The sequence below is a fragment of the Agromyces sp. NPDC058136 genome, from assembly GCF_042884375.1.
GTDB lineage: Bacteria > Actinomycetota > Actinomycetes > Actinomycetales > Microbacteriaceae > Agromyces.
Window position 1 is genome coordinate 172,047 of sequence record NZ_JBHVUA010000004.1, and the last position, 21,649, is coordinate 193,695.

Sequence of the window (21,649 nt, forward strand, 5' to 3'; positions counted from 1 at the left end):
GTTCCGGGCCTGCGCCCGGACAGGGGCAGACCATCAATGGCGGACGGGACTCATTTCGAGCCGCTCATTAGTTGTCACTCATTGGTCATCACTTGTGGGTTCAGCCTGTTCTCTACGTTGCCGGTGTCCACCTCGCCCTGCAGACGGAGCGCACGCCCGAAGGCGCGCTTCCGAACGGCGAGGCGGTAGCACTCGGGTGTCGGATGCAACCACGCACCCCGCCCCGGAAGCACAGCCGTGACATCGGCCACGACGTGGGAGTTCTGGGAGACGACCCTCAGAAGTGAGGATCGTGGGGCACGCGAACGGCATCCGATGCACGTTCTGACAGCTTCCATCTTACACTCTGCGCTCAGGCCCGCCGACGCGGCGGGCGGACGTCGCGCGGACGACCCTCGGCGGATCAGCCCTGCTCGAGGATCGAGTCGGGCTGGATGTCGATCTTCGCCCCGGTCAGCTTGGCGGCCAGACGCGCGTTCTGACCCTCCTTGCCGATCGCGAGCGAGAGCTGGTAATCGGGCACGAGTGCGCGCACTGCGCGCGTCGCCTCGTCGATCACGTACGCGCTCGTCACCTTCGCAGGGCTCAGCGCGCTCGCGACGAACGTCGCCAGGTCGTCGGACCAGTCGACGATGTCGATCTTCTCCGCGCCGAGCTCGGCAGTCACCGCGCGCACGCGCTGACCGAGCTCGCCGATCGCGGCGCCCTTGGCGTTCACGCCGGGCTGGTTGGCGCGCACCGCGATCTTCGTGCGGTGGCCGGCCTCACGGGCGAGCGAGACGATCTCGACGACGCCGTTCGCGATCTCTGGCACCTCGAGGGCGAAGAGCTTGCGGACGAGGGCCGGGTGGGTGCGCGAGACCGTGATCGACGGGCCCTTCGTGCCCTTCGAGACGCTCGTCACGTACACGCGGATGCGCTGGCCGTGCGGGTACTCCTCGCCGGGGACCTGCTCTTCGGGCGGCAGCATCGCCTCGACGGTGCCGAGGTCGACGTGCACCATGCGCGGGTTCGGGCCCTGCTGGATGATGCCGGCGACGATGTCGCCCTCGCGCCCGCGGAACTCGCCGAGGACGGCGTCGTCGGCGATGTCGCGCAGGCGCTGCATGATGACCTGCTTCGCCGCGAAGGCGGCGATGCGGCCGAAGTCGCTCGGGGTGTCTTCGGCCTCGCCGATGACGTTGCCCTCTTCGTCGAGCTCGGGCACGAAGATCGCGACGTGACCGTTCTTGCGGTCGAGCACGGCGCGGGCACCCTGGGGGTTCGCGTGGCCGTGCTGGGTCGGGTTCTGGTGCTTGAGGTAGGCCATCAGGATCGCCTGCTCGATGATCTGCACCAGTTCTTCGAACGGGATCTCTTTCTCGCGCTCCACCATGCGAAGCATGCTGAGGTCGATATCCATCTCCGGCCTCCTCTATTCAGCTCTCAATCCGCCACCCCTCGGGGCGGACACTCTACGGTACCGGATGCCGGGGCCTCCGAACAGCCGGACGCGGCGTGCGTCACCCGCCCGCGGCGGGCACCACGGGCGGCGTCGCGTCGGCGGGCGCCGACGGCAGCGCGTTCAGGGCGCGGATGAGCCGGTGCAGCTCTCCGACCCGGTGCTGGTCGGGGGTGAGGATGATCCGGGGCAGCTCGAGCACGTCGGCGTCCTCCCGCTCGGGGCGGAGCGGCTCGGTGCGCTCGATCCGGCCGCTCGCGAGCAGCCCGCCGAAGCGCTCGTTGAGCTGCTCGAGCTCGTCGTCGCTCGGCACCGCGTTGAGCCGCATCACGAGCCGCGAACCGACCCATCGAAGCGAGTCGTAGTTGCGCCAGAAGCCCGTGATCTCGGCGGCGGCCGCCTCGACCGAGTCGGTGATGAGCACCCGGTCGAGGTCGTCGGGGCTGATCAGCCCCGCCGGCACGAGCGACTCGTCGACGAAGCGGCGCAGCCCCTCCCAGTACCCGACGCCCGGTGCGTCGAGTAGCACGATCGGCACGGGCTCGGCCTTGCCGGTCTGCTGCAGGGTGAGCAGCTCGAAGGTCTCGTCGAGGGTGCCGAAGCCGCCGGGCAGGCACACGAAGCCGCGCGACTCCTTCACGAGCATGAGCTTGCGGGTGAAGAAGTACTTCATCGCGACGCGGCTGGCGGCGGCGATCGCCTCGCTCGGCGCCTCCTCGAACGGCAGCCGGATCGAGACGCCGAGCGCCTGCCCAGGGCCCGCCCCCGTCGTGGCGGCCTCCATGATGCCGGGCCCCGCCCCGGTGACGACCATCCAGCCGTCCGCGGCGAGCGCGCCGGCGACGTCCTGCGCCTGCCGGTAGAGCGGGTCGGCCGGCGAGGTGCGCGCCGACCCGAACACGGAGACCTTCGGCACCTTGGAGTACGGCTCGAACAGGCGGAACGCGTCGCGCATCTCCTCGAGCGCGGACGCCGTGATCTTCAGGTCGAGACGCCGGGTGCCGTCGGTGCCGAGCCGGAGGCCCGTGAGCAGGATCCGTTCGACGAGCGCGCGGTTCTCGCGGATGCCCGCCGTGTCGAGGAGCGCGTCGACCTCGACCAGCAGATCGGCCGGGAGCGTCTCGGGTGCGCGATTCGTCGGAGTCATGCCTCCACCCTTGCACGTCGTCCGCCGCGAACGGCAAGCGGATGCCGCGCGGCCCCCGCCGCGCGGCATCCGTTCTTCACGGCCGCGCCCCCACGCGGCCGGTCGGTTGCCGCGCCCCCACGCGGCATCCGCCCCCATCGCCGTGGAACACGGCGGTGACCCGGCCTACCCGCGCCACACCTGCACGACCGACGGGCGGGGCGCTGCGACCGCGCCGGGCGCCTGCGAACCGTAGTCGGGGAACAGCGACGTCGGAGCCGCGAAGCTGCCCTCCTCGCCGGGGTGCTGCACGGCGACGAACACGACGCCCTCCTCGGCGCGGATCACCGGGCCGCAGGTCTCGGCGTCGCGCGGCACCGAGAGGAACTGCTGCACATGACCGCGCTCGGGGCCCTCGAGCGGCACCTTGAAGAGGCCGTCGTTCTTGCGGATCGTCGACGGCTGGCCGTCGGTCGAGATCCACAGGTTGCCCTCGGTGTCGAACGCGACGTTGTCGGGGCACGAGATCGGCGAGACCTGCTCCTTCGGGTAGCCGGCGAAGTAGGTCTGCGTGATCGAGGCGGGGTCGCCGCAGAGCAGCAGGATGCTCCAGGCGAAGCGCTCGCCCGACTGCCCGCGCAGCTCGGTCAGCTCGATGACGTGCCCGTCGCGGTTCGTCGCGCGCGGGTTCGCCTCGTCGACCGGCGGGCGGCCCGCGGTGCCGCGCTGCGTGTTGTTCGTGCAGGCGACGTACACGCGGCCGCTCGTCGGGTGCGGCTCGACGTCCTCGCAGCGGTCCATCTTCGTCGCGCCGACGAGGTCCGCCGCGAGACGGGTGTTCACGAGCACCTCCTCGATCGACATGCCGGGCACGACGCTCGCGCCCTTGCGGGTGAGCGCCACCCACTCCCCCGAACCGTCGAAGGCGCCGTCGCTCGGCAGCTTGCCCGTGCCGTCGATCTCGGCGGCCGGCGAGTTACCCGAGAAGCGGGCGACGAAGAGATCGCCCTCGCTCAGGAGCCGCCGGTTCTGCTTGCGGGCGCCCGGGTTGTCCTTCGGGTTGTACTTGTGCTTCGAGACGAACTTGTAGAGGTAGTCGCCGCGCTCGTCGTCGCCCATGTACGCGACCACGCGGCCGTCCTCGCCGACGCGCACGTTCGCACCCTCGTGCTTGAAACGGCCCATCGCGGTGTGCTTCACCGGCGTCGACGTCGGATCCTGCGGGTCGATCTCGACGATGTAGCCGAAGCGGTTGCCCTCGTTCTCGTACCCGGTCGCCGAGCCGTCGAAGCGCGGGTCCCACGTCTCCCACCCGGTCGAGGTCGCCGCGTCGGCGAAGCCGTAGCGCTTGCGCGCCGCCGTGTCGGGCGCGGCGCGGAAGTAGCCGTTGAAGTTCTCCTCGCCGGAGAGCACCGTGCCCCACGGGGTCGTGCCGCCCGCGCAGTTGCCGAGCGTGCCGTTGACGACCGTGCCGCCCGGGTCGCCCGCCGTCTGCAGCAGCGTCGAGCCCGCCGCGGGGCCGGTGAAGGCGAACTCGCTCTCGACGGTGATGCGTCGGTTGCGAGCACCGCCCGTGACGATGTGCCACGGACCACCGACCCGGTCGCGCGCGACCTCGACGACCGACATGCCCTGCGCGACCTTGTAGATCTCGCTGCGCCGACGCAGCTCCGCCGGGTCGCTCGACGGGGGGAACATGATCCCCGGGTTCACGTACTCGTGGTTCGTGACGAGCACGCCCGTGAGGCCACCGGCGTCGGCGATCACGTCGAGGTAGTCGTTGTTGTAGCCGAACTGCCGCGACTGCGCCGCGACGCTCTGGTCGTGCAGGTCGAACGCGGGCGCGTCGGCGAAGATCGGGTCGCCCCAGCGCACGAGCGCCTGCCAGCGGTAGCCCGCGGGCACCGTGAACTCGTCGACGAGGTGCGAGACCGGCGTGATCGCCTCGAAGGGCAGACCGGATGCCACGGCGGCGCCCTTGCCCGTGGCCGCGACGCCGGTCGCGCCTGCGGCGCCGAACGCGGAGGCCTGCGCCGGCGCCGGCTTCAGCGCACCAGCGGCGACGAGCGTGAACGCGCCCGCCGCACCGAGGCCGAGGAGCGCACGACGGCTGAGCGCAGCCGAGGCGAGCGAACGGAACTCGGGGTTGCCCGAGGTGTTGCACTCGGGCCCGAGGCACGCGTCGGCGCACTTCAGGCGGCACGTGACGGGCGAGCGCTTGCCGCGCGCGTGGTCGACGATCGGCAGCGATCGGCGGGTCGGGTCGGCCAGGGTCATCGGGGGCGTCCTCACTCTCGGCGGTGTCGCGTCGAGCGTGTCGCGACGCGGCGACGCGCGCGGGACACCCCGGTGAACGGGAGGTGTCGCGCGCGGGAACGATGCCCGCGCGTACTCGGCACGCGACCGCACTCGCCCTCCATCACCTCTCCCTTCATCCCCTACTCCCTCTCCGATCGAGTGGGCAGATATGAACCCAAGGAGCCCGCCGTAGGTTCATCTCTGCCCATTCGATCTCCACGGGGCCGGAGAACGGGCCGCGCGAGCATTCAGAAGGCGAGGCGACGGCGTCGTTGCGCGCGTATGTCGGCGAGGAAGCCTTCGGGAGCCCGTAGGTCAGCGATCGTCACGCGAATCACCACCCACCCGGCGGCCTCGAGCGCACGCCGTCGGGCGATGTCGTCACGCCAGCGCGCGACGTCGAGACGATGCTCCTCGCCCTCGTACTCGATTGCGATCCTGAGCTCGGGGTACGAGAGATCGGGGTGGAGGACGACCCCGCCCAGCACTGCGACGGGCGCCGCGATCACGGGTTCGGGCAGCCCAGCTCGCACGATCACGAGTCGCGTCAGGGTCTCGCGTCGCGAATCGACTCCGGTTCTCACCAGCGGGAGTGCTTCGTCGAGTTTCGCGGTGCCGCGGGCGGGTCGGTGTCGATCGATCGCCGCACGCAACTCATCGCGCGTGCAGAGCGGTACGACGCGGATGCCGCGCGCCACGAGCTTGCCCGAGACGAACGCGTCGCCGGCCGCGACCAGATCGTCGAGCGACAGCTGCGTCGCGAGCTGGCACCAGGTGTCGGCGGGCGAGGCGAGCGGCAACCCACGGTCGTCGCGACGGAGCATCCGCCTGATGCGATGCCCGACAACGCCGACCACGCGCGGTCGCCCGCCGTCGGCCGACGACACGTGCAGAATCGTCGTGGTCTCGAGTTCTGCCGGCAGCGGGATCTCGTAGAGGAGCGCCGCCGTCGAGTGGCTGAACACCTCTGACGCTCGCATCCTCGGCAGGTAGGCACGGCACCTCCCGCGCAGGTCGCGAAGGTCGACGCCGATGCTGCGCACTCCGTGGAACGGTCGTTCGACGTCCGCGCCGCGGAGGCGGCTCACGCCGAGGCCATGCGCGCCCTCGGCGGTGACGGCGAAGGCACGGCGTTGCAGTCGTCTGGGAATTGGGACTCGACGATTCACCCGCCCAGCATGGCGAGGGATGAGCTCGCACGACCGCGATTCTCCACAGCGCTGCCTTCAGGGCAATCGAGTGGGCAGATATGAACCCATGGCGAGCCACGAACGTTCATCTCTGCCCACTCGATTGTGGAGCGGGGGCGGGAGCGGAGGCGGGAGCGGAGGCGGGAGCGCTCAGCCCTGGAGCGCGGCGACGACCCCGTCGAGCGGCACCTGGGTGCGCTCGCCGGTGGCGCGGTCCCACAGTTCGACGACGCCGTCGGCCACGCCGCGGCCGACGATCACGATCTTCGGCACGCCGATGAGCTCGGCGTCGCCGAACTTCACGCCGGGCGACACCTTCGGGCGGTCGTCGTAGAGCACCTCGTAGCGCGCTGCCTCGAGCTCGGCGACGACGCGCTCGGATGCGTCGAAGACGGCCTGGTCCTTGCCGGTGGCGACGACGTGCACGTCGAACGGCGCGACGGTGGCGGGCCAGATGAGGCCCTTGTCGTCGTTGTTGAGCTCGGCGATGATCGCGAGGATGCGGGTGATGCCGATGCCGTACGACCCCATCGTGACGGTCGTGAGCTTGCCGTTCTCGTCGAGCACCTTGAGCCCGAGCGCCTCGGCGTACTTGCGGCCGAGCTGGAACACGTGGCCGATCTCCATGCCGCGGGCGAGCTCGACCGGGCCCGAGCCGTCGGGCGCGGGGTCGCCGGCGCGCACGTCGGCGATGTCGATGACGCCGTCGGCGACGAAGTCGCGACCCGCGACGAGCGAGAGCACGTGCTTCTCGTGCAGGTTCGCTCCGGTCACCCAGGCGGTGCCGTCGACGACGCGGGGGTCGACGAGGAAGCGGATGCCGCTCGCGGACTCCTCACCAAGCACGGGGCCCTCGGGCGACCACGGCCCGATGTAGCCCTTGACCAGTGCGGGGTGCTTCGCGAAGTCCGACTCGGTCGCGGCCTCGACCTCGGCGGGCGCGAAGGCCACCTCGGCCCGCTTCATCTCGACGTCGCGGTCGCCCGGCATGCCGACGACGACGAGCTCGCGCGTGCCGTCGAGGTGGGTGAGCGCGAGCACGACGTTCTTCAGCGTGTCGGCCGCGTGCCAGGCACGGTCCGTGCGCGCCTCGTGCTCGTTGACGTGGTCGACGAGGCTCAGGATGGTGGGCGTGTTCGGCGAGTCGAACACGACGGGCTCGGGCTGGCCGTCGATCGGCAGCGACTCGGGCACGAGCGTCTGGAACGCCTCGACGTTCGCGGCGTAGCCGCCGGCCGAACGCACGAAGGTGTCCTCGCCGACGGGCGTCGGGTGCAGGAACTCCTCCGACTTCGAGCCGCCCATCGCACCGGCGTCGGCCTTGACGATGACGTACTCGAGCCCCAGGCGCGTGAAGATGCGCTCGTAGGCGTCGCGCTGGGCCTGGTACGAGGCATCCAGCCCGGCGTCGTCGATGTCGAAGGAGTACGCGTCCTTCATGGTGAACTCGCGACCGCGCAGGAGGCCCGCGCGGGGGCGCGCCTCGTCGCGGTACTTGTCCTGGATCTGGTAGATCGACAGCGGCAGGTCCTTGTACGAGTTGTACAGGTCTTTCACGAGCAGGGTGAAGACCTCTTCGTGCGTCGGCGCGAGCAGGTAGTCGGAACCCTTGCGGTCCTGGAGGCGGAAGAGCGCCTCGCCGTACTCCGTCCACCGGTTGGTGACCTCGTAGGGTTCGCGCGGCAACAGCGCCGGGAAGTGCACCTCGTGCGCGCCCGCGTTCTCCATCTCTTCGCGGACGATGCGCTCGATCTTCGCCTTCACGCGGAGGCCGAGCGGCAGCCACGCGAACACACCCGGCGCCTGCCGGCGGATGTAGCCGGCGCGCACGAGCAGCTTGTGGCTCGTGACCTCGGCGTCGGCGGGGTCTTCGCGGAGCGTACGGAGGAAGTAGTTCGAGAGGCGTGTGGGCACCCGTCGATTCTACTGAGCGGCGCGGATGCCACGTGCCCTCTCCCGTTCGGATGACCGGCGCCTCGTAGGCTGAGCGCATGCCAGCCCGCCGCCCGCATCTCACGCAGTCCGTCGCGCAGAGCGAGCTGGCGGCATCGCTCGCGGCGCTGCGCGCCTCCCTCGAGCTGCCCGAGCGCTTCGCGCCCGAGGCGCTCGCCGAGGCCGAGACGGCGACCGCTCCCCCGCCCGAGCGCGATCTGCGCGAGCTGCCGTTCGCGACGATCGATCCGGCGGGTTCGACCGACCTCGACCAGGCGATGCACCTCGAACGCCGAGGATCCGGCTACCTCGTGCACTACGCGATCGCCGATGTTCCCGGGTTCGTCGTGCCGCGCGGCGCCGTCGACCGGGCGGCGCGCGAGCGCGGGCAGACGCTCTACGCCGTCGACGGCCGCATCCCGCTGCACCCGCCCGTGATCGGAGACGATCGGGCCTCGCTCCTGCCCGGCGTCGACCGGACCGCGTACGTGTGGCGCTTCGAGCTCGCCGCCGACGGGGCGGTGGTCGCGAGCGGCCTCGAACGCGCCCTCGTGCGTTCGCGCGCCCGACTCGACTACCCCGAGGCGCAGCGGCTGATCGACGCGGGCGACACGGCGACGCCGGTCGCGCTCCTCGGCGAGATCGGTCGAGCGCGCATCGAGCAGGAGCGGTTGCGCGGCGGCGCGAGCCTCAACACGCCCGACGAGGAGGTCGTGCGCGGCGACGACGGCTACGAACTCCACCGCCGCACGCCGCCGCCCGTCGAGGACTGGAACGCCCAACTCTCGCTCATGACCGGCATGGCCGCGGCCCGGCTGATGCTCGACGCGGGCGTCGGCGTGCTCCGCACCATGCCCGCGCCCGATGACGAGCAGCTCGCCGCATTCCGGCGGCAGACTGCGGCGCTCGGATGCCCCTGGCCCGATGCGGAACCCTACGGCGAGTTCCTGCGCGGCCTCGACCGGAGCGACCCGCTCGCGCTCGCCGTGCTGCAGGCGGCGAGCGGGCTGTTCCGCGGTGCGGGCTACCTCGCCTTCGACGGCGCTCAGCCCGCGGACGCCGAGCAGGCCGCGCTCGCCGCACCGTACGCCCACGTGACGGCGCCGATCCGCCGGCTGGTCGACCGGTGGGGGCTCGTCGTGTGCGAGGCCGTCGCCGCGGGGCGCGAGGTGCCCGGCTGGGCGCGCGAATCGCTCACCGAGCTCCCGCCGATCATGGCGGCCTCGGCGCTGCGCGCCGCACAGCTCGAGGGCGGCTCGATCGCCCGCGTCGAGGCCGCGCTCCTCCACGACCGGATCGGCGAGCGCTTCACCGCGACGGTGCTCGAGCTCCGCGGCGAGCACGGCGAGCGCGCCGTGTTCCAGCTCGAGACGCCCGCGGTCACCGCGAGCTGCCCGGCCCCCGCCGGTGCGAGGGCCGGCGGCGCGATCGAGGTCGTGCTCGAAGCGGCCGACATCGCCGTGGGCTCGGTGCGGTTCAGCGCGGTCTGACCCGCGCGGTGTCGCCGGAGCGGCGATCGCTCAGACGCCCTCGACGTCCTCCTCGTCGCTCATCGCGAACGTGTCGAGGTCGTCGGCGGTCGCCTCGGCGGCCTCGTCGTTCTCGTCATTCTCGTCCTGGGTGCCCTCGTGAAGGGTGCCCATGCCGTCGGGGTAGCCCGCCGTGTCGGGGTACTCGAACTCGGTGCCGTCGCCGCTCATCAAGGTCTCCTCCCGCCGACCGGGTGCCCACGCGGCATCCGAGGGCGCCCACCCTACTCGCGACCGGCGCCCGCGGCTACGGCGTGACGACCGTCGGCGTTCCCACCGGTGCGTCGGCGCCCATCTCGTCGGCGATGCGGTTCGCCTCGGCGATGAGCGTCTGGACGATCTCCGACTCGGGCACCGTCTTGATGACCTCGCCCTTCACGAAGATCTGGCCCTTGCCGTTGCCCGAGGCGACGCCGAGGTCGGCCTCGCGGGCTTCGCCCGGGCCGTTGACGACGCAGCCCATGACGGCGACGCGGAGCGGCACGCTCATGCCCTCGAGCCCGTCGGTGACGTCGTTCGCGAGCTTGTACACGTCGACCTGCGCGCGGCCGCACGACGGGCACGAGACGATCTCGAGCTTGCGCTCGCGGAGGTTCAGCGACTGGAGGATCTGGAGGCCGACCTTCACCTCCTCGACGGGCGGGGCCGACAGCGAGACGCGGATCGTGTCGCCGATGCCCTCGCCGAGGAGGATGCCGAACGCGGTCGCCGACTTGATCGTGCCCTGGAAGGCAGGGCCCGCCTCGGTGACGCCGAGGTGCAGGGGCCAGTCGCCCCGCTCGGCGAGCATGCGGTACGCCTTCACCATGACGATGGGGTCGTTGTGCTTCACCGAGATCTTGAAGTCGTGGAAGTCGTGCTCCTCGAAGAGCGAGGCCTCCCACACGGCCGACTCGACGAGCGCCTCGGCCGTCGCCTTGCCGTACTTCTGCAGCAGGCGCGGGTCGAGCGAACCGGCGTTCACGCCGATGCGGAGCGAGACCCCCGCCTCTTTCGCGCGGCGGGCGATCTCGCCGACCTGGTCGTCGAACTTGCGGATGTTGCCGGGGTTCACGCGCACCGCGGCGCACCCCGCGTCGATCGCGGCGTAGACGTAGTTCGGCTGGAAGTGGATGTCGGCGATGACCGGGATCTGGCTCTTCTTCGCGATGATCGGCAGCGCCTCTGCGTCGTCGCGGCTCGGCACGGCGACGCGGACGATGTCGCAGCCGGAGGCCGTGAGCTCGGCGATCTGCTGCAGGGTCGCGTTGATGTTCGTCGTGGGCGTCGTCGTCATCGACTGCACGCTCACCTGGGCGTCGCCGCCGACGAGCACCTTGCCCACCTTGATCTGACGGGACTTGCGTCGCGGGGCCAGGACTTCGGGGATTTTCGGCATTCCGAGATTCACTGCAGGCACGTCTCAAGTGTAGTTGCGTGCGGCCGGGTGCCGGCTGCGACGACAGGATGCCTCAGGCCGCGGCCGGCCGGACCATGATCACGTCGATCGGATCCTCCGACTCGAGCATGAACCCATGGCGCTCGTAGAGCCGCCGTGCCGGGCTGCCCTGGACCACGTCGAGGCGGAACGGCCGAGGCTCGCCCTCGGTCGACATATCGGGCTCGGCGAGCACGTGCCGCAGCACCGCGCCGCCGAGGCCGCGACCGTGGAACGCCGAGTCGAGGTAGAAGTGCTCGATCCAGCGCGCATCGGGTTCGGGGCGCACCGCGATCGAGCCGATCGCCTCGCCGTCGACGACGACCACGCGGGTGAACGCCGGCTCGAACGCGTCGAGGAACCGCCGTCGCACGCGAACCTCGTCGTAGCGGCCGAGGCGCTCGAGGTCGGGCCGCATGACCCGCGCCTTCACCTCGGCGATCCAGGCGGCGTCGCCCGCGGTGCTCGGGCGCAGCGTCCAGTCCATGCCCTCAGGCTAGGTCACCGGCGCAGCCCGTCTCGACGACCGGAGTTCGGACGATCGCGCGGGCTGCGCATCATCACGATTCGCTCACGACGCGGCCGGGAATTGGACCGGAGCGCACACGGCGCGATCCGCGTGCGCTCCCCTCCCGGTCGAGCGGTCTATCCGATGAGCTCCAGGAGCGCCGAGCGGAACGCCTCGGGGTGCTCGAGGTGCGGCGAGTGGCCGCACTCGTCGAGCTCGAGCTCGGTGACGGCGCCGCCGCCCGCCGCGTAGCGGGCGAGGACGGCGCGGGTCTGCGAGATCATCGGCTGCGGCGGTGCCATCTCTTCGCCGGGCCAGCCGGGGATGATGCCGGCCGCCCCGAGCTGGTTGAGGTCGAAGAACGAGGCGTCGCCGACGATCGCGTCCTGGGCGCCGTGGATCCACAGCACGGGCGGCTTCACCGCGAGCTCGGCGATCGCCGAGGTGTCGAAGTTCGTCGGCGCCATGGTGTTCAGCACTCCCCGACCGCCGGGCGCGAAGCCCGGCCAGTTCTCGGATGCCGTCGCGTCGCCCGGGTAGTTGTCGAGCCCGGTCGCGGTCGACAGCATCGACTCGACCCAGATCGCCTCGTACTCCGAGGCGAACCCCGGTGCGGCGTAGCTCGAGCGGTACACCGCGAGCGGGGAGGTGCCGGCCTCCTCGCTGCGGTCGCCCGCGTCGAGCCGGGCCACGAAGTCGGGGTTCGCTCCCCCGCCGCCCGTGCCCGCGGCATCCGCGACGAGCAGCGAACCGTCGAGCGCGGTGCCGCCGAAGCCGTAGGGCGACACCGTCGCCTGCAGGGTGAGGCTCGCGACGAGCTCGGGCCGGTCGAGGAGGAGCTGCATGACGACGCCGCCGCCCATGCTCCATCCGACGAGGTGCACGGCACCGAGTCCGAGCGCGTCGATCACGCTCGCGACGTCGTCGGAGAAGTCGCGCACGCCGCGGGTCGCGTCGACGGGCAGCGTCTCGCTCGCCCCGAAACCGCGGAGGTCGATCGCGACGGCGTCGACCTCGGCGGGCAGGTCGAGCATGACGGGCTGCCAGAACAGCGAGGAGGAGACGTTGCCGTGCACGAACACGACGGTCTTGGCGGGAGCATCCGAGCGGCGACGCAGGATGCCCGCGCGCAGACGCGGCGTCTGCACCGTTTCGGACTCGATGCCTGGGAGGTGGGTGGTGATCATGCTGGTTCCTTCGAACTGGGTCTCGATACGCTGCGCTACTCGACCGACGGGGCCGTGGTCTCGATACGCTGCGCTATTCGACCGACGAGATGTCGAGCGGCGGCTCGGTGGCCGCGACGACCTCCCCGACGGTGACGCCCGGCGCGCATTCGACGAGCACGAGCCCGTCGGGGGTGACGTCGATGACGGCGAGGTCGGTGATGATGCGGTGCACGACGCGGCGGCCGGTGAGCGGCAGCGAGCACTCGTTCACGATCTTCGGCGTGCCGTCCTTCGCGACGTGCTCCATGAGCACGATGACCTTGCGGGCGCCGTGCACGAGGTCCATCGCGCCGCCGGGGCCCTTCACCATCTTGCCGGGGATCATCCAGTTGGCGAGGTCGCCCGAGGCGGAGACCTGCATGGCGCCGAGGATGGCGGCGTCGATCTTGCCGCCGCGGATCATGCCGAAGCTCAGCGCCGAGTCGAAGTAGGCGGCGCCTGGCAGCACCGTCACCGTCTCCTTCCCGGCGTTGATGAGGTCGGGGTCGACCGCGGCCTCCGTCGGGTAGGGGCCGACGCCGAGGATGCCGTTCTCGGACTGCAGCACGACGGTCATGTCGTCGGGCACGTAGTTCGGCACGAGGGTGGGCAGGCCGATGCCGAGGTTCACGTAGGAGCCGTCGGTGAGTTCGCGGGCGGCGCGGGCCGCCATTTCGAGTCGGGTGAGGGCCATGTCAGTTCTCCTCCCGCACGGTGCGGCGTTCGATGCGCTTCTCGATGTCGGGGCCGACCACGACGACGCGGTCGACGTAGACGCCCGGCAGGTGCACCGCGTCGGGGTCGATGGCGCCCGGTTCGACGAGCTCCTCGACCTGGGCGATGCAGACGCGCCCCGCCATCGCCGCGAGCGGCGAGAAGTTACGGGCGGACTTGTCGAAGACGAGGTTGCCGTGCCGGTCGCCCTTGAGCGCGTGCACGAGGGCGAAGTCGGTCGTGATCGCCTCTTCGAGCACGAACTCGCGGGCTTCTCCGGCGAACTCGAAGGTCTGCACGGGCTTCACGGGGCTCGCGACGGCGATCGTGCCGTCGGCGTGGTACCGGCGGGGCAGCCCGCCCTCGGCGACCTGGGTGCCGACGCCGGTCTGCGTGAAGAACGCGGCGATACCCGAGCCGCCCGCGCGCAGCTTCTCGGCGAGTGTGCCCTGCGGGGTGAGCTCGAGCTCGAGCTCGCCGGTGAGGTACTGGCGCTCGAACTCCTTGTTCTCGCCGACGTACGAGGAGGTCATCTTGGCGATGCGCTGCTTCGCGAGCAGCACGCCGAGCCCCCAGTCGTCGACGCCGCAGTTGTTCGAGACGACGGAGAGCCCGTCGACCCCGGCGTCGAGCAGCGCCTGGATGAGCACCATCGGGATACCGCAGAGACCGAATCCGCCGACGGCGAGACTGGCTCCGGAGGGAATGTCGGCGACCGCCTTTTGAGCGGACCCGACGACTTTGTCGAGTGTCACGTTGCACCTTCCTGTGTGTCTGCGGCCTCGATGCGGGCGCGGATCACAGGGATCACGCTACCTGTGCCGCCCTCGGTCATGAGGATCGTGTAGTGGTTCACGTCGGGAACTTCGTGCCTGACGAGGGCCGGCACGCGCGCGGCCCACTCGGCGACGAGGGCCTCGGGGTAGAGGGGCGCGGCATCGAGGAGCCCGCGCGGCGCGCGGAACACGTCGACCGGCCCGGGCAGGGCCTCGAGCGCCCCCGTGTAGCCGTCGCGACCGTCGAGCTCGACGGCGTTCACCATGACGGCATCGGCCTTCGCCGAGCTGTGCAGCTCGGGTGCGCGGCCGTCGAGGTCGTAGTCGACGTAGCCCTCGATGGCGTCGTTCCAGTAGGGGCCGAGTGCCGGATGCCGCCGCCAGAAGGCGAGATACGCCGCACGGTCGGGGAAGGTCATCGAGAGCCGCTCGAGCGCGGGCCCGAGCAGCACCTTCGGCAGCTCCTCGGGCGCGATGCCCTCGGGGCTCGGCACGGGCAGCCCGCCGTCGACGAGCGCGAGGCCCGCGACCCGGTCGGGATGGCGTTCGGCGAGCCGTGCCGAGACGAACGCGCCCATCGAGTGGCCGACGACGTAGGCGCGGTCGATGCCGAGCCCGTCGAGGAGCGCGGCGAGGTCGTCGGCGTGCTGCACGAGCCCGTAGGGGCCGGGCAGCCCGTTGCTGCGGCCTCGGCCGCGGAGGTCGGGGGCGACGATGCGGCGTTCGGGAAGCGCCGCAGCGAAGAGGTCCCAGTTGCGGTGGCTCGCCGTGATGCCGTGCACCGCGAGCACGGGGAGACCCGTGGCATCCGCGTGCCATTGACCGCCGGCGAGCGCGCCGCCTGCGACGGGCACCGAGAAGGTCGAAGCGGCGAGGGAAGCCGTGGTCATCGTGCGCTCCATCCGCCGTCCATGGTGTAGCTCGCGCCCGTGACCATGCCCGCGTCGGGGCTCGAGAGCCAGAGCGCGAGGCTCGCGACCTCGGCGGGTTCGACGAGCCGCTTGATCGCCGACTCGGTGAGCATGACCTTCGGCAGCACCTCGGATTCGGGGATGCCGTGCACGCGCGCCTGGTCGGCGATCTGCTTCTCGACGAGGGGGGTGCGCACGTAGCCGGGGTTGATGCAGTTCGAGGTGACGCCGTGCGGACCGCCCTCGAGCGCGGTGACCTTCGAGAGGCCCTCGAGGCCGTGCTTCGCGGCGACGTACGCCGACTTGAACGGCGAGGCGCGCAGCCCGTGCACGCTCGACACGTTGATGATCCGGCCGAAGCCGCGCTCGTACATGCCGGGCAGCACCGCGCGGATGAGGAGGAAGGGCGACTCGAGCATGAGTCGCATGATCAGGGCGAAGCGCTCGGGCTCGAACTCCTCGATGGGGCGCACGTGCTGGATGCCGGCGTTGTTCACGAGGAGGTCGGCGTCGAGCGACACCTCGGCGAGCGCGGCCGTGTCGCCGAGGTCGACCGCCCAGGCCTCGCCGCCGAGTTCGTCGGCGAGCCGGCTCGCGGCCTCGGCGTTGAGGTCGGCGATGACGACGTGGGCGCCCGCGGCGGCGAAGGCGCGGGCGCAGGCCTCGCCGATGCCGCTCGCTCCCCCGGTGACGATCGCGCGTCGTCCTTCGAGATCGGTCACGATTCCTCCTGGTGGTCTGGGTGGTCCGCGGCGGGGCGCGGGTCGGTTGCGGGTGCGGTGCTCGGGGTCGGCGCCGGCGTCGGGCTCGCAACGAGCGCCGGACGCCCGAGCGCGCCCGCGATGAAACGCATCATCTCGTCGAGCACGTGCGGCGGCACCTCGCGGGTGCCGCTCGCGGTGGGATCGGCCGGGTCGCCCGGGGCGGCGTCGCCGTCGCCCCAGAGCACCCAGCGCATGCCGATCATCTCGCCGACGCCCATGAGCGCCCACGCGGCGACGGTCGGGTCGATGTCGCCGATCTCGCCCTCCTCGGCGGCGTCGCGGAGCCCGTCGATGTAGCCCTCGACGATGCGCGAGTAGTGCAGGCGCAGCGCGTCGGGCGAGACGAGCTCGGCCTCGCGCACCACCCGGTAGAGCGCCGGGTGCTCGGCCGTGAAGCGGAAGAACGCCGCGAACCCGGCGCGCTCGGCCTCGATGCGGTTCGTCGCGCCGCGCGAGCCCTCGCTCATCGCCTGGCGCACCCGGTGGTTCAGGTCTTCGACGAGTTCGTTGAACACGTCGAGCTTCGTGGCGAAGTACAGGTAGAACGTGCCCTGGCCGACGCCCGCGCGCTCGGTGATGCGCGAGACGGATGCCTCGTGGTACCCGTGCGCGGCGAACACGTGCTCGGCCGCCTCGAGCAGGCGCCGGCGGGTCTTCTCGCCGCGGGCGGTGCGGGGTGCGGCGCTCATCTGGCCTCCTCGGGTGCGGTGATCGGGTCGGATGCGACGGTCGCGTCGGGTGCGGCGGCCACGGCGGGTGCCGTGGAGACGGCCCGCTCGATGAGCACCCTGCGCAGCACCTTGCCGGCGGCCGAGCGGGGCAGTTCGTCGAGGAAGCGCACCTCGCGGGGCGCCTTGAAGTGGGCGAGGGAGTCCCGGGCGAAGGAGATCAGCTCCGTGGCATCCGTCGCCCGACCGCGGGCGGCGACCACCCACGCGACGCCCGATTCGCCCCAGCGATCGTCGGGCACGCCGACGACGGCGACGTCGGCGACCGCGGGGTGCGCCATGAGCGCGGCCTCGACCTCGGCGGGGGCGACGCCCTCGCCGCCGGTGATGTACAGGTCTTTCAGCCGGTCGACGATCGTGAAGTAGCCGTCGGCGTCGCGGCGCACGAGGTCGCCGGTGTGCAGCCATCCGTCGTGGAGGGCGGCCGCGGTCGCCGCCTCGTCGCGGAAGTACCCGGCGAAGACGCCCGGCCCGCGCACGAGCAGTTCGCCTGCGGCGGCGCCGTCGAGGTGCTCCCCCGTGACCGGGTCGGCGACGGCGACGTCGACGTGGGGGTACGGCTTGCCGGCCGAGCCCGCACGGCGGAGGGCGTCCTCGTCGGGCAGGCAGAGGACGTTCGGCGAGGCCTCGGTGAGGCCGTAGCCCTGCGTGAGGGCGATGCCGCGGGCATGCCAGGTGCGCAGGAGCGCGGGCGGCATGGGCGCCCCGCCGACGATCGCGTGCTCGAGGTTCGACAGGTCGGTGTCGGCGAACGCGGGGTGCTGCGCGAGGAAGAGGTAGTTCGCGGGCACGCCCATCATGGTCGTGATGCGCCGCTCCTGAATGAGGTGGAGCACCCGGCCCGGGTCGAAGGTGCGCTCGAGCACGACGGTCGCGCCCGTCCACCAGGCGAGCAGCGGCTGGATGTTCCACCCGCCGACGTGGTACTGCGGCATCACCGCGAGCACCGTGTCGGTCGCCCGCAGCTCGGCGATGCGCGAGAACGACAGGTTCGTCCAGAAGCAGTTCGCGTGGGTGAGCACCGCCCCCTTCGGGGTCGCGGTCGTGCCCGAGGTGAAGATGATGAGCAGGGCGTCGTCATCGTGCACGTCGGTGCGAGCGGATGCCACGGCGCCGCCCTCGCCGCCCGCGGCGAGCCGACCGGGCTCGGGCACGCGCCCGGGCGCGGGCACCTCGGCCTCGATGCCGTGGGCACCGAGCGCGGTGCTCGGGATGCGGCGGGCGAGGCGCGCGAGAGTCGCCCGCCCGAGCGAGTCGAACTCGTTCTCGACGAGGAGGAGCGCGGGTTCGGCGATCTCGAGCTGCGCGGCGAGCTCGCGCGGCGCGAGCCGCCACGAGAGCGGCACGAGCGCGAGCCCGGCCTTCGCGCAGGCGAAGAAGAGCACGACGTGGTCGGCGCTGTTGCCCGTGATCGTCGCGATGCGGTCGCCGACCGCGTAGCCCGCGCGGCGGAGCGCCGTCGCGAGCCGCTCGGCGCGTTCGTCGAGCTCGCGGTAGCTGACGACGACGCCGCGGTCGTCGATCGCGATGCGTTCGGGGGTCGCGCGGGCACGGTCGCCCGTCCAGCGGCCGAGGGTGTGCCGTCCGTCAGGCATCCGCCACCTCTTCGGATTCGGCCGGGTGGCTCGCGCGCCCCGAGCGGATGCGCTGCGGGATGCCCGCGATCCCCCCGGGGAGGAACAGCACGACGAGGATGAAGAGCGTTCCCAGGATGAACAGCGGCTCGCTGAGCGGAACCCGGAGGACCGCGGGCAGCCCCGCGATGAAGTCGGAGCCCGCGAGCGCCGTGAGCCGCTGATCGAGCAGTGTGTAGACGATACCGCCGACGATCGCGCCCCACCGGTACCCCACTCCGCCGAGCACGACGATGACGAGGAGGGTGAGGGTGAAGTCGGCCGTCGCGACGCGCGGCGCGGCCCCCGACTGCAGCAGCAGGTACCCCATGCCGGCGACCGCGGCGAGCACGGAGGCGACGATGAAGATGAGCAGCTTCACGTTGTACGGCCGGAGGCCGAGCACCCGCACGCGCAGCTCGTTCTCGCGCGTCGCGGCGGCGACGTGGCCGGCGCGGCTCTGCTCGACCCACAGCACCACGAGGTAGACGAGCACGAGCACGCCGAGCGCGACCCAGTAGAGGTTGCGGGTGTTGAGCACCCCGACGAGGGCGTCGGGCACGTGCTCGATGTCGAGCGAGAGCCCCTCGTCGCCGCCGGTCGCACCGCCCGGGTTGCGGCGGATCAGCACCGATCCGGCCTGCGCGAAGGCGAGCGTCACCATGGCGAAGGAGATGCCCGTCACCCGTAGGGCGAGGGCGCCGACCGTGGCTGCGAGCACGAAGCCCGCGACGAGGGTGACGACGACCGAGCCGAGGAAGATGAGCTCACTCGGCCACTCGGCCGGTCCGAACGCGTCGAGCGTCATGCCGAGCCCGTAGGCGCCCGCCGCGAAGAAGAGCGCGTGCCCGAATGAGAGGAGCCCGGCGAGGCCGAACATCATGCGGTAGCTGAGCGCCAGGGCGCCGATGAGCATCGCGTAGGCGAGCAGCTGCAGTGTGCCCGGCGTGTACGTCGGGCCGGGCAGCACACCCGGGATGTCGATCGCGAGGAGCGGGAGGATCGCGAGGAGGACGACGAGGGCGATGCCGCCGCCGACGAGCCAGAGGGTCCGGTTGCGGGCGATGCCGATGGGCTTGCCGGTCATGCGATCTTCCCCATGAGTCCTCGAGGGCGGACGAGCAGCACCGCGGCGAGCGCGACGACGACGACGAGGTCGCCGGTGCCGCCGAGGTAGTAATTGGCGAACTGCTGGAGCACGGCCACGAGCACGGAGGCGACGGCGGCCCCGGTGAGCGAGCCGAGCCCGCCGATGACGGTCACGATGAACGCGAAGATGAGCAGCACGCTGCCGAGGTGCGCGGAGACGTAGCCGTAGTAGACCGAGGCGAGCACGCCGCCGAGACCGGCCGCGGCGCCGCCGATCGCGAACACGAGGGTGAACGAGCGGCGCACGTCGATGCCGAGGGCGGTGACCATCTGCCGGTTCTCGACGCCCGCCCGGATGATGAGCCCGTAGCGGGTGCGCTTGAGGAAGAGCACGATGCCGCCGAGCACGACGAGGGCGCACGCGATGAGGAGGAAGCGGTCGTTCGGGATCTTCGCGCCGAGGATCTCGGTGGTCTGGGTGAGCCAGTCGGGGCGGGCCGTGTAGATCGGGTCGGTGCCCCAGATGCCTTCGAAGAGGGCGACGGTCGCGAGCGAGAGGCCGACGGTGACGAGCGCCTGCTCGATGTGCCGCTCGTAGAGCCGGCGGATGAGCAGGTACTCGGTGAGGGCGGCGACGATCGCGCCGACCGCCATGCCGACGAGGGCCGAGATCGCGAGCCCCCACCAGGTGCCGTCGGAGACCCGGCGCCCGACCTCCCAGCCGAGGAAGGCCGAGATGGTGAGGAAGGAGCCGTGCGCGAAGTTCAGCACGCCCATGAGCCCGTAGATGAGCGAGAGCCCGCTCGCGACGAGGAAGTACAGCGCACCGAGCCCGAGGCCGGTGATGAGCAGCAGGACGATCGTCGACATCAGGCGGCCTCGCTCGCGTCGTGCACGCCGAGGTGGCGGTGGATGAGTTCTTCGTCGTCGAGGAACCCGGCGGCGGTGCCGGTGTACACGACCCGGCCGCCCGAGAGCACCACGACGCGTTCGGCGAGGCGCCGCACGACGCGCAGGTTCTGCTCGACGAGGAGGATGGGGACGGTCTGCGCCGCTTCGGCGAGCGCCGCGGCGACCTCGTCGACGATTCGGGGCGCGAGGCCCTTCGTCGGTTCGTCGACGAGGAGCAGCCGGTTCTCGTTGACGAGCGCCCGGGCGAGCGACACCATCTGCTGCTGGCCGCCCGAGAGGGTGCCTGCACGCTGCGCCCGCCGGGCGACGAGGTCGGGGAAGAGGCGGTCGACGAGCTCGCGCCGGGGTGCGGCGTCGCGCTCGGCGAGGCGGAGGTTCTCGGCGACGGTGAGCTGGCCGAAGACCTCGCGGTCCTCGGGCACGTAGCCGACGCCGCGCTGCACGATGCGATGGGTGGGCAGCGCGTCGATGCGCTCGCCCGCGAGGCGCACCTCGCCGGTGCGCTCGATGAGCCCGATGATCGACTTGATCGTCGAGGTCTTGCCGACGCCGTTGCGGCCGAGGAGCGCCGTGACGCCCGTCGCGGGCACCTCGAAGGCGACGTCCTCGATGACCTGCTGGCCCGCGATGCGCCCCGAGAGGCGGTCGACGACGAGGATGGGCTCGCCGGTGACGCCGGCAGTCGGCTCGCTGCCGATGGGCTCGCCGGTGGTGGGCGCGCTCACATCGCCTCCCCGAGGTAGGCGGACTGCACGGTCGGGTTCGCCATCACGGCCTCCGGGGTGTCGACGGCGAGGAGCTCGCCGTGGTGCATGACCGCGACGCGGTCGACGAGGCCGAGGACGACCTCCATGTGGTGCTCGACCATGAGCACGGTGCGACCGCCGCGGTGCAGCCCGCGGATGACCTCGGTGAGTGCGGGCACGTCGCCCGAGGCGACGCCCGCCATGGGCTCGTCGAGGAGGATCACCTTCGGGTCGGTGGCGAGCAGCATGGCGATCTCGACCTTGCGCTTCTCGCCGTGGGCGAGGCCGGATGCCTCGGCGTCGGCCCGATGCCCGAGCCCGACCTCGGCGAGGCATTCGAGGGCCCGCTCGCTCGCGGCGTCGCTGCGGCGCGGGATGCGGACGAGGCTCGTGGCGTGCCCGGCGTGGGCCTGGGCGGCGAGGCGCACGTTCTCGAGCACGCTGAGCGCCGGGAACAGGCTCGAGGTCTGGAAGGTGCGGCCGAGACCAGCTGCCGCCCGGCGGTGGATCGGTTCGCGGGTGACGTCGGTGCCGTCGAGGAGCACGCGCCCCGCGGTCGGCCTGACGACGCCGGAGACCACGTTGAAGAGGGTCGTCTTGCCGGCGCCGTTCGGGCCGATGACGCCGAGCATCTGCCCGGCCGGCACGTCGAGCGAGACGCCGTCGAGGATGCGGGCGCCGCCGATGCGGAGGCCGATCTGCTCGAGGCTGAGCATCGGGTGGTCGGTCATCACTGCCTTCGGTCGA

General features: G+C 71.7%; 21 protein-coding genes. 1 reads left to right on the forward strand and 20 read right to left on the reverse strand.

All coding sequences use genetic code 11. From position 1 onward, the window contains the following. Positions 1 to 74 precede the first annotated feature (74 nt). The 6 genes from ACFVTX_RS13000 to ACFVTX_RS13025 all read right to left on the reverse strand — a co-directional run bounded on the left by ACFVTX_RS13000 (position 75) and on the right by ACFVTX_RS13025 (position 7,969). Positions 75 to 338, reverse strand: coding sequence for a YlxR family protein (locus tag ACFVTX_RS13000; RefSeq protein WP_386900724.1), 264 nt, complete (start codon positions 336 to 338; stop codon positions 75 to 77). A gap of 65 nt (positions 339 to 403) precedes the next feature. Further along, complete coding sequence (gene nusA / locus ACFVTX_RS13005) at positions 404 to 1,402, reverse strand: transcription termination factor NusA (RefSeq protein ID WP_386900726.1); 999 nt, start codon at positions 1,400 to 1,402, stop codon at positions 404 to 406. Positions 1,403 to 1,502: 100 nt separating this feature from the next. Next, complete coding sequence (locus ACFVTX_RS13010; protein WP_386900728.1) at positions 1,503 to 2,588, reverse strand: TIGR00730 family Rossman fold protein; 1,086 nt, start codon at positions 2,586 to 2,588, stop codon at positions 1,503 to 1,505. Between the two features lie 165 nt (positions 2,589 to 2,753). After that, the gene (locus ACFVTX_RS13015) at positions 2,754 to 4,844 is read right to left on the reverse strand and encodes a PhoX family protein (protein ID WP_386900730.1); all 2,091 of its coding nucleotides are present in this window, start codon (positions 4,842 to 4,844) and stop codon (positions 2,754 to 2,756) included. 269 nt (positions 4,845 to 5,113) lie between these two features. Continuing rightward, entirely contained in the window at positions 5,114 to 5,845 is a 732-nt protein-coding gene (locus ACFVTX_RS13020) for a hypothetical protein (protein ID WP_386900732.1), read from the reverse strand. A 360-nt stretch (positions 5,846 to 6,205) separates the two neighbouring features. Further along, on the reverse strand, positions 6,206 to 7,969 hold the full coding sequence (locus ACFVTX_RS13025) for a proline--tRNA ligase (RefSeq protein ID WP_386900734.1): 1,764 nt from the start codon (positions 7,967 to 7,969) through the stop codon (positions 6,206 to 6,208). Positions 7,970 to 8,046: 77 nt separating this feature from the next. On the opposite strand from ACFVTX_RS13025, the gene ACFVTX_RS13030 reads away from it, so the two are divergent. Then, on the forward strand, positions 8,047 to 9,477 hold the full coding sequence (locus ACFVTX_RS13030) for an RNB domain-containing ribonuclease (protein ID WP_386900736.1): 1,431 nt from the start codon (positions 8,047 to 8,049) through the stop codon (positions 9,475 to 9,477). Between the two features lie 30 nt (positions 9,478 to 9,507). On the opposite strand, the gene ACFVTX_RS13035 is transcribed toward ACFVTX_RS13030, so the two are convergent. The 14 genes from ACFVTX_RS13035 to ACFVTX_RS13100 all read right to left on the reverse strand — a co-directional run bounded on the left by ACFVTX_RS13035 (position 9,508) and on the right by ACFVTX_RS13100 (position 21,633). After that, complete coding sequence (locus tag ACFVTX_RS13035; RefSeq protein WP_386900738.1) at positions 9,508 to 9,687, reverse strand: hypothetical protein; 180 nt, start codon at positions 9,685 to 9,687, stop codon at positions 9,508 to 9,510. A gap of 76 nt (positions 9,688 to 9,763) precedes the next feature. Continuing rightward, a complete protein-coding gene (gene ispG, locus ACFVTX_RS13040; protein WP_386900740.1) occupies positions 9,764 to 10,894 on the reverse strand; it encodes a flavodoxin-dependent (E)-4-hydroxy-3-methylbut-2-enyl-diphosphate synthase in 1,131 nt (376 codons plus the stop codon). Between the two features lie 73 nt (positions 10,895 to 10,967). Then, positions 10,968 to 11,420 carry a GNAT family N-acetyltransferase gene (locus ACFVTX_RS13045; RefSeq protein WP_386900742.1) on the reverse strand — a complete coding sequence of 151 codons (453 nt, stop codon included), beginning with the start codon at positions 11,418 to 11,420 and terminating at the stop codon, positions 10,968 to 10,970. Between the two features lie 158 nt (positions 11,421 to 11,578). Further along, entirely contained in the window at positions 11,579 to 12,628 is a 1,050-nt protein-coding gene (locus tag ACFVTX_RS13050; RefSeq protein ID WP_386900744.1) for an alpha/beta fold hydrolase, read from the reverse strand. Positions 12,629 to 12,701: 73 nt separating this feature from the next. Next, on the reverse strand, positions 12,702 to 13,343 hold the full coding sequence (locus ACFVTX_RS13055) for a CoA transferase subunit B (RefSeq protein WP_386900746.1): 642 nt from the start codon (positions 13,341 to 13,343) through the stop codon (positions 12,702 to 12,704). Between the two features lies 1 nt (position 13,344). After that, on the reverse strand, positions 13,345 to 14,118 hold the full coding sequence (locus tag ACFVTX_RS13060; protein WP_386900748.1) for a CoA transferase subunit A: 774 nt from the start codon (positions 14,116 to 14,118) through the stop codon (positions 13,345 to 13,347). After that, a complete protein-coding gene (locus tag ACFVTX_RS13065) occupies positions 14,115 to 15,029 on the reverse strand; it encodes an alpha/beta hydrolase (RefSeq protein ID WP_386900750.1) in 915 nt (304 codons plus the stop codon). Before ACFVTX_RS13065 ends, ACFVTX_RS13060 begins: the two co-directional genes overlap by 4 nt. Beyond that, the gene (locus ACFVTX_RS13070; RefSeq protein WP_386900751.1) at positions 15,026 to 15,772 is read right to left on the reverse strand and encodes a 3-hydroxybutyrate dehydrogenase; all 747 of its coding nucleotides are present in this window, start codon (positions 15,770 to 15,772) and stop codon (positions 15,026 to 15,028) included. The genes ACFVTX_RS13065 and ACFVTX_RS13070 overlap by 4 nt, the downstream gene beginning before the upstream one ends. Beyond that, positions 15,769 to 16,503 (reverse strand): TetR family transcriptional regulator, encoded by a 735-nt coding sequence (locus ACFVTX_RS13075; RefSeq protein WP_386900753.1) that lies wholly within the window; start codon positions 16,501 to 16,503, stop codon positions 15,769 to 15,771. The genes ACFVTX_RS13070 and ACFVTX_RS13075 overlap by 4 nt, the downstream gene beginning before the upstream one ends. Then, entirely contained in the window at positions 16,500 to 18,137 is a 1,638-nt protein-coding gene (locus tag ACFVTX_RS13080) for a class I adenylate-forming enzyme family protein (protein ID WP_386900755.1), read from the reverse strand. Before ACFVTX_RS13080 ends, ACFVTX_RS13075 begins: the two co-directional genes overlap by 4 nt. Then, positions 18,130 to 19,242 carry a branched-chain amino acid ABC transporter permease gene (locus ACFVTX_RS13085; protein ID WP_386900757.1) on the reverse strand — a complete coding sequence of 371 codons (1,113 nt, stop codon included), beginning with the start codon at positions 19,240 to 19,242 and terminating at the stop codon, positions 18,130 to 18,132. Before ACFVTX_RS13085 ends, ACFVTX_RS13080 begins: the two co-directional genes overlap by 8 nt. Next, positions 19,239 to 20,114: a branched-chain amino acid ABC transporter permease gene (locus tag ACFVTX_RS13090; protein ID WP_386900759.1), complete on the reverse strand. Its 876-nt coding sequence runs from the start codon at positions 20,112 to 20,114 to the stop codon at positions 19,239 to 19,241. Before ACFVTX_RS13090 ends, ACFVTX_RS13085 begins: the two co-directional genes overlap by 4 nt. Next, a complete protein-coding gene (locus ACFVTX_RS13095; protein ID WP_386900761.1) occupies positions 20,114 to 20,881 on the reverse strand; it encodes an ABC transporter ATP-binding protein in 768 nt (255 codons plus the stop codon). Before ACFVTX_RS13095 ends, ACFVTX_RS13090 begins: the two co-directional genes overlap by 1 nt. After that, complete coding sequence (locus ACFVTX_RS13100) at positions 20,878 to 21,633, reverse strand: ABC transporter ATP-binding protein (protein WP_386900763.1); 756 nt, start codon at positions 21,631 to 21,633, stop codon at positions 20,878 to 20,880. Before ACFVTX_RS13100 ends, ACFVTX_RS13095 begins: the two co-directional genes overlap by 4 nt. Between the last annotated feature and the right edge of the window lie 16 nt (positions 21,634 to 21,649).

What these genes read in the sequence shown, in the direction of transcription:
- ACFVTX_RS13010 (WP_386900728.1), bottom strand. Translation starts at nt 2,588, where the DNA reads ATGACTCCGACGAATCGCGCACCCGAGACGCTCCCGGCCGATCTGCTG.
- ACFVTX_RS13050 (WP_386900744.1), bottom strand. Translation starts at nt 12,628, where the DNA reads ATGATCACCACCCACCTCCCAGGCATCGAGTCCGAAACGGTGCAGACG.
- ACFVTX_RS13045 (WP_386900742.1), bottom strand. Translation starts at nt 11,420, where the DNA reads ATGGACTGGACGCTGCGCCCGAGCACCGCGGGCGACGCCGCCTGGATC.
- ACFVTX_RS13020 (WP_386900732.1), bottom strand. Translation starts at nt 5,845, where the DNA reads ATGCGAGCGTCAGAGGTGTTCAGCCACTCGACGGCGGCGCTCCTCTAC.
- ACFVTX_RS13080 (WP_386900755.1), bottom strand. Translation starts at nt 18,137, where the DNA reads ATGCCTGACGGACGGCACACCCTCGGCCGCTGGACGGGCGACCGTGCC.
- ACFVTX_RS13065 (WP_386900750.1), bottom strand. Translation starts at nt 15,029, where the DNA reads ATGACCACGGCTTCCCTCGCCGCTTCGACCTTCTCGGTGCCCGTCGCA.
- ACFVTX_RS13075 (WP_386900753.1), bottom strand. Translation starts at nt 16,503, where the DNA reads ATGAGCGCCGCACCCCGCACCGCCCGCGGCGAGAAGACCCGCCGGCGC.
- ACFVTX_RS13100 (WP_386900763.1), bottom strand. Translation starts at nt 21,633, where the DNA reads ATGACCGACCACCCGATGCTCAGCCTCGAGCAGATCGGCCTCCGCATC.
- ACFVTX_RS13090 (WP_386900759.1), bottom strand. Translation starts at nt 20,114, where the DNA reads ATGTCGACGATCGTCCTGCTGCTCATCACCGGCCTCGGGCTCGGTGCG.
- ACFVTX_RS13035 (WP_386900738.1), bottom strand. Translation starts at nt 9,687, where the DNA reads ATGAGCGGCGACGGCACCGAGTTCGAGTACCCCGACACGGCGGGCTAC.
- ispG (WP_386900740.1), bottom strand. Translation starts at nt 10,894, where the DNA reads ATGCCGAAAATCCCCGAAGTCCTGGCCCCGCGACGCAAGTCCCGTCAG.
- ACFVTX_RS13015 (WP_386900730.1), bottom strand. Translation starts at nt 4,844, where the DNA reads ATGACCCTGGCCGACCCGACCCGCCGATCGCTGCCGATCGTCGACCAC.
- ACFVTX_RS13085 (WP_386900757.1), bottom strand. Translation starts at nt 19,242, where the DNA reads ATGACCGGCAAGCCCATCGGCATCGCCCGCAACCGGACCCTCTGGCTC.
- ACFVTX_RS13055 (WP_386900746.1), bottom strand. Translation starts at nt 13,343, where the DNA reads ATGGCCCTCACCCGACTCGAAATGGCGGCCCGCGCCGCCCGCGAACTC.
- nusA (WP_386900726.1), bottom strand. Translation starts at nt 1,402, where the DNA reads ATGGATATCGACCTCAGCATGCTTCGCATGGTGGAGCGCGAGAAAGAG.
- ACFVTX_RS13030 (WP_386900736.1), top strand. Translation starts at nt 8,047, where the DNA reads ATGCCAGCCCGCCGCCCGCATCTCACGCAGTCCGTCGCGCAGAGCGAG.
- ACFVTX_RS13000 (WP_386900724.1), bottom strand. Translation starts at nt 338, where the DNA reads ATGGAAGCTGTCAGAACGTGCATCGGATGCCGTTCGCGTGCCCCACGA.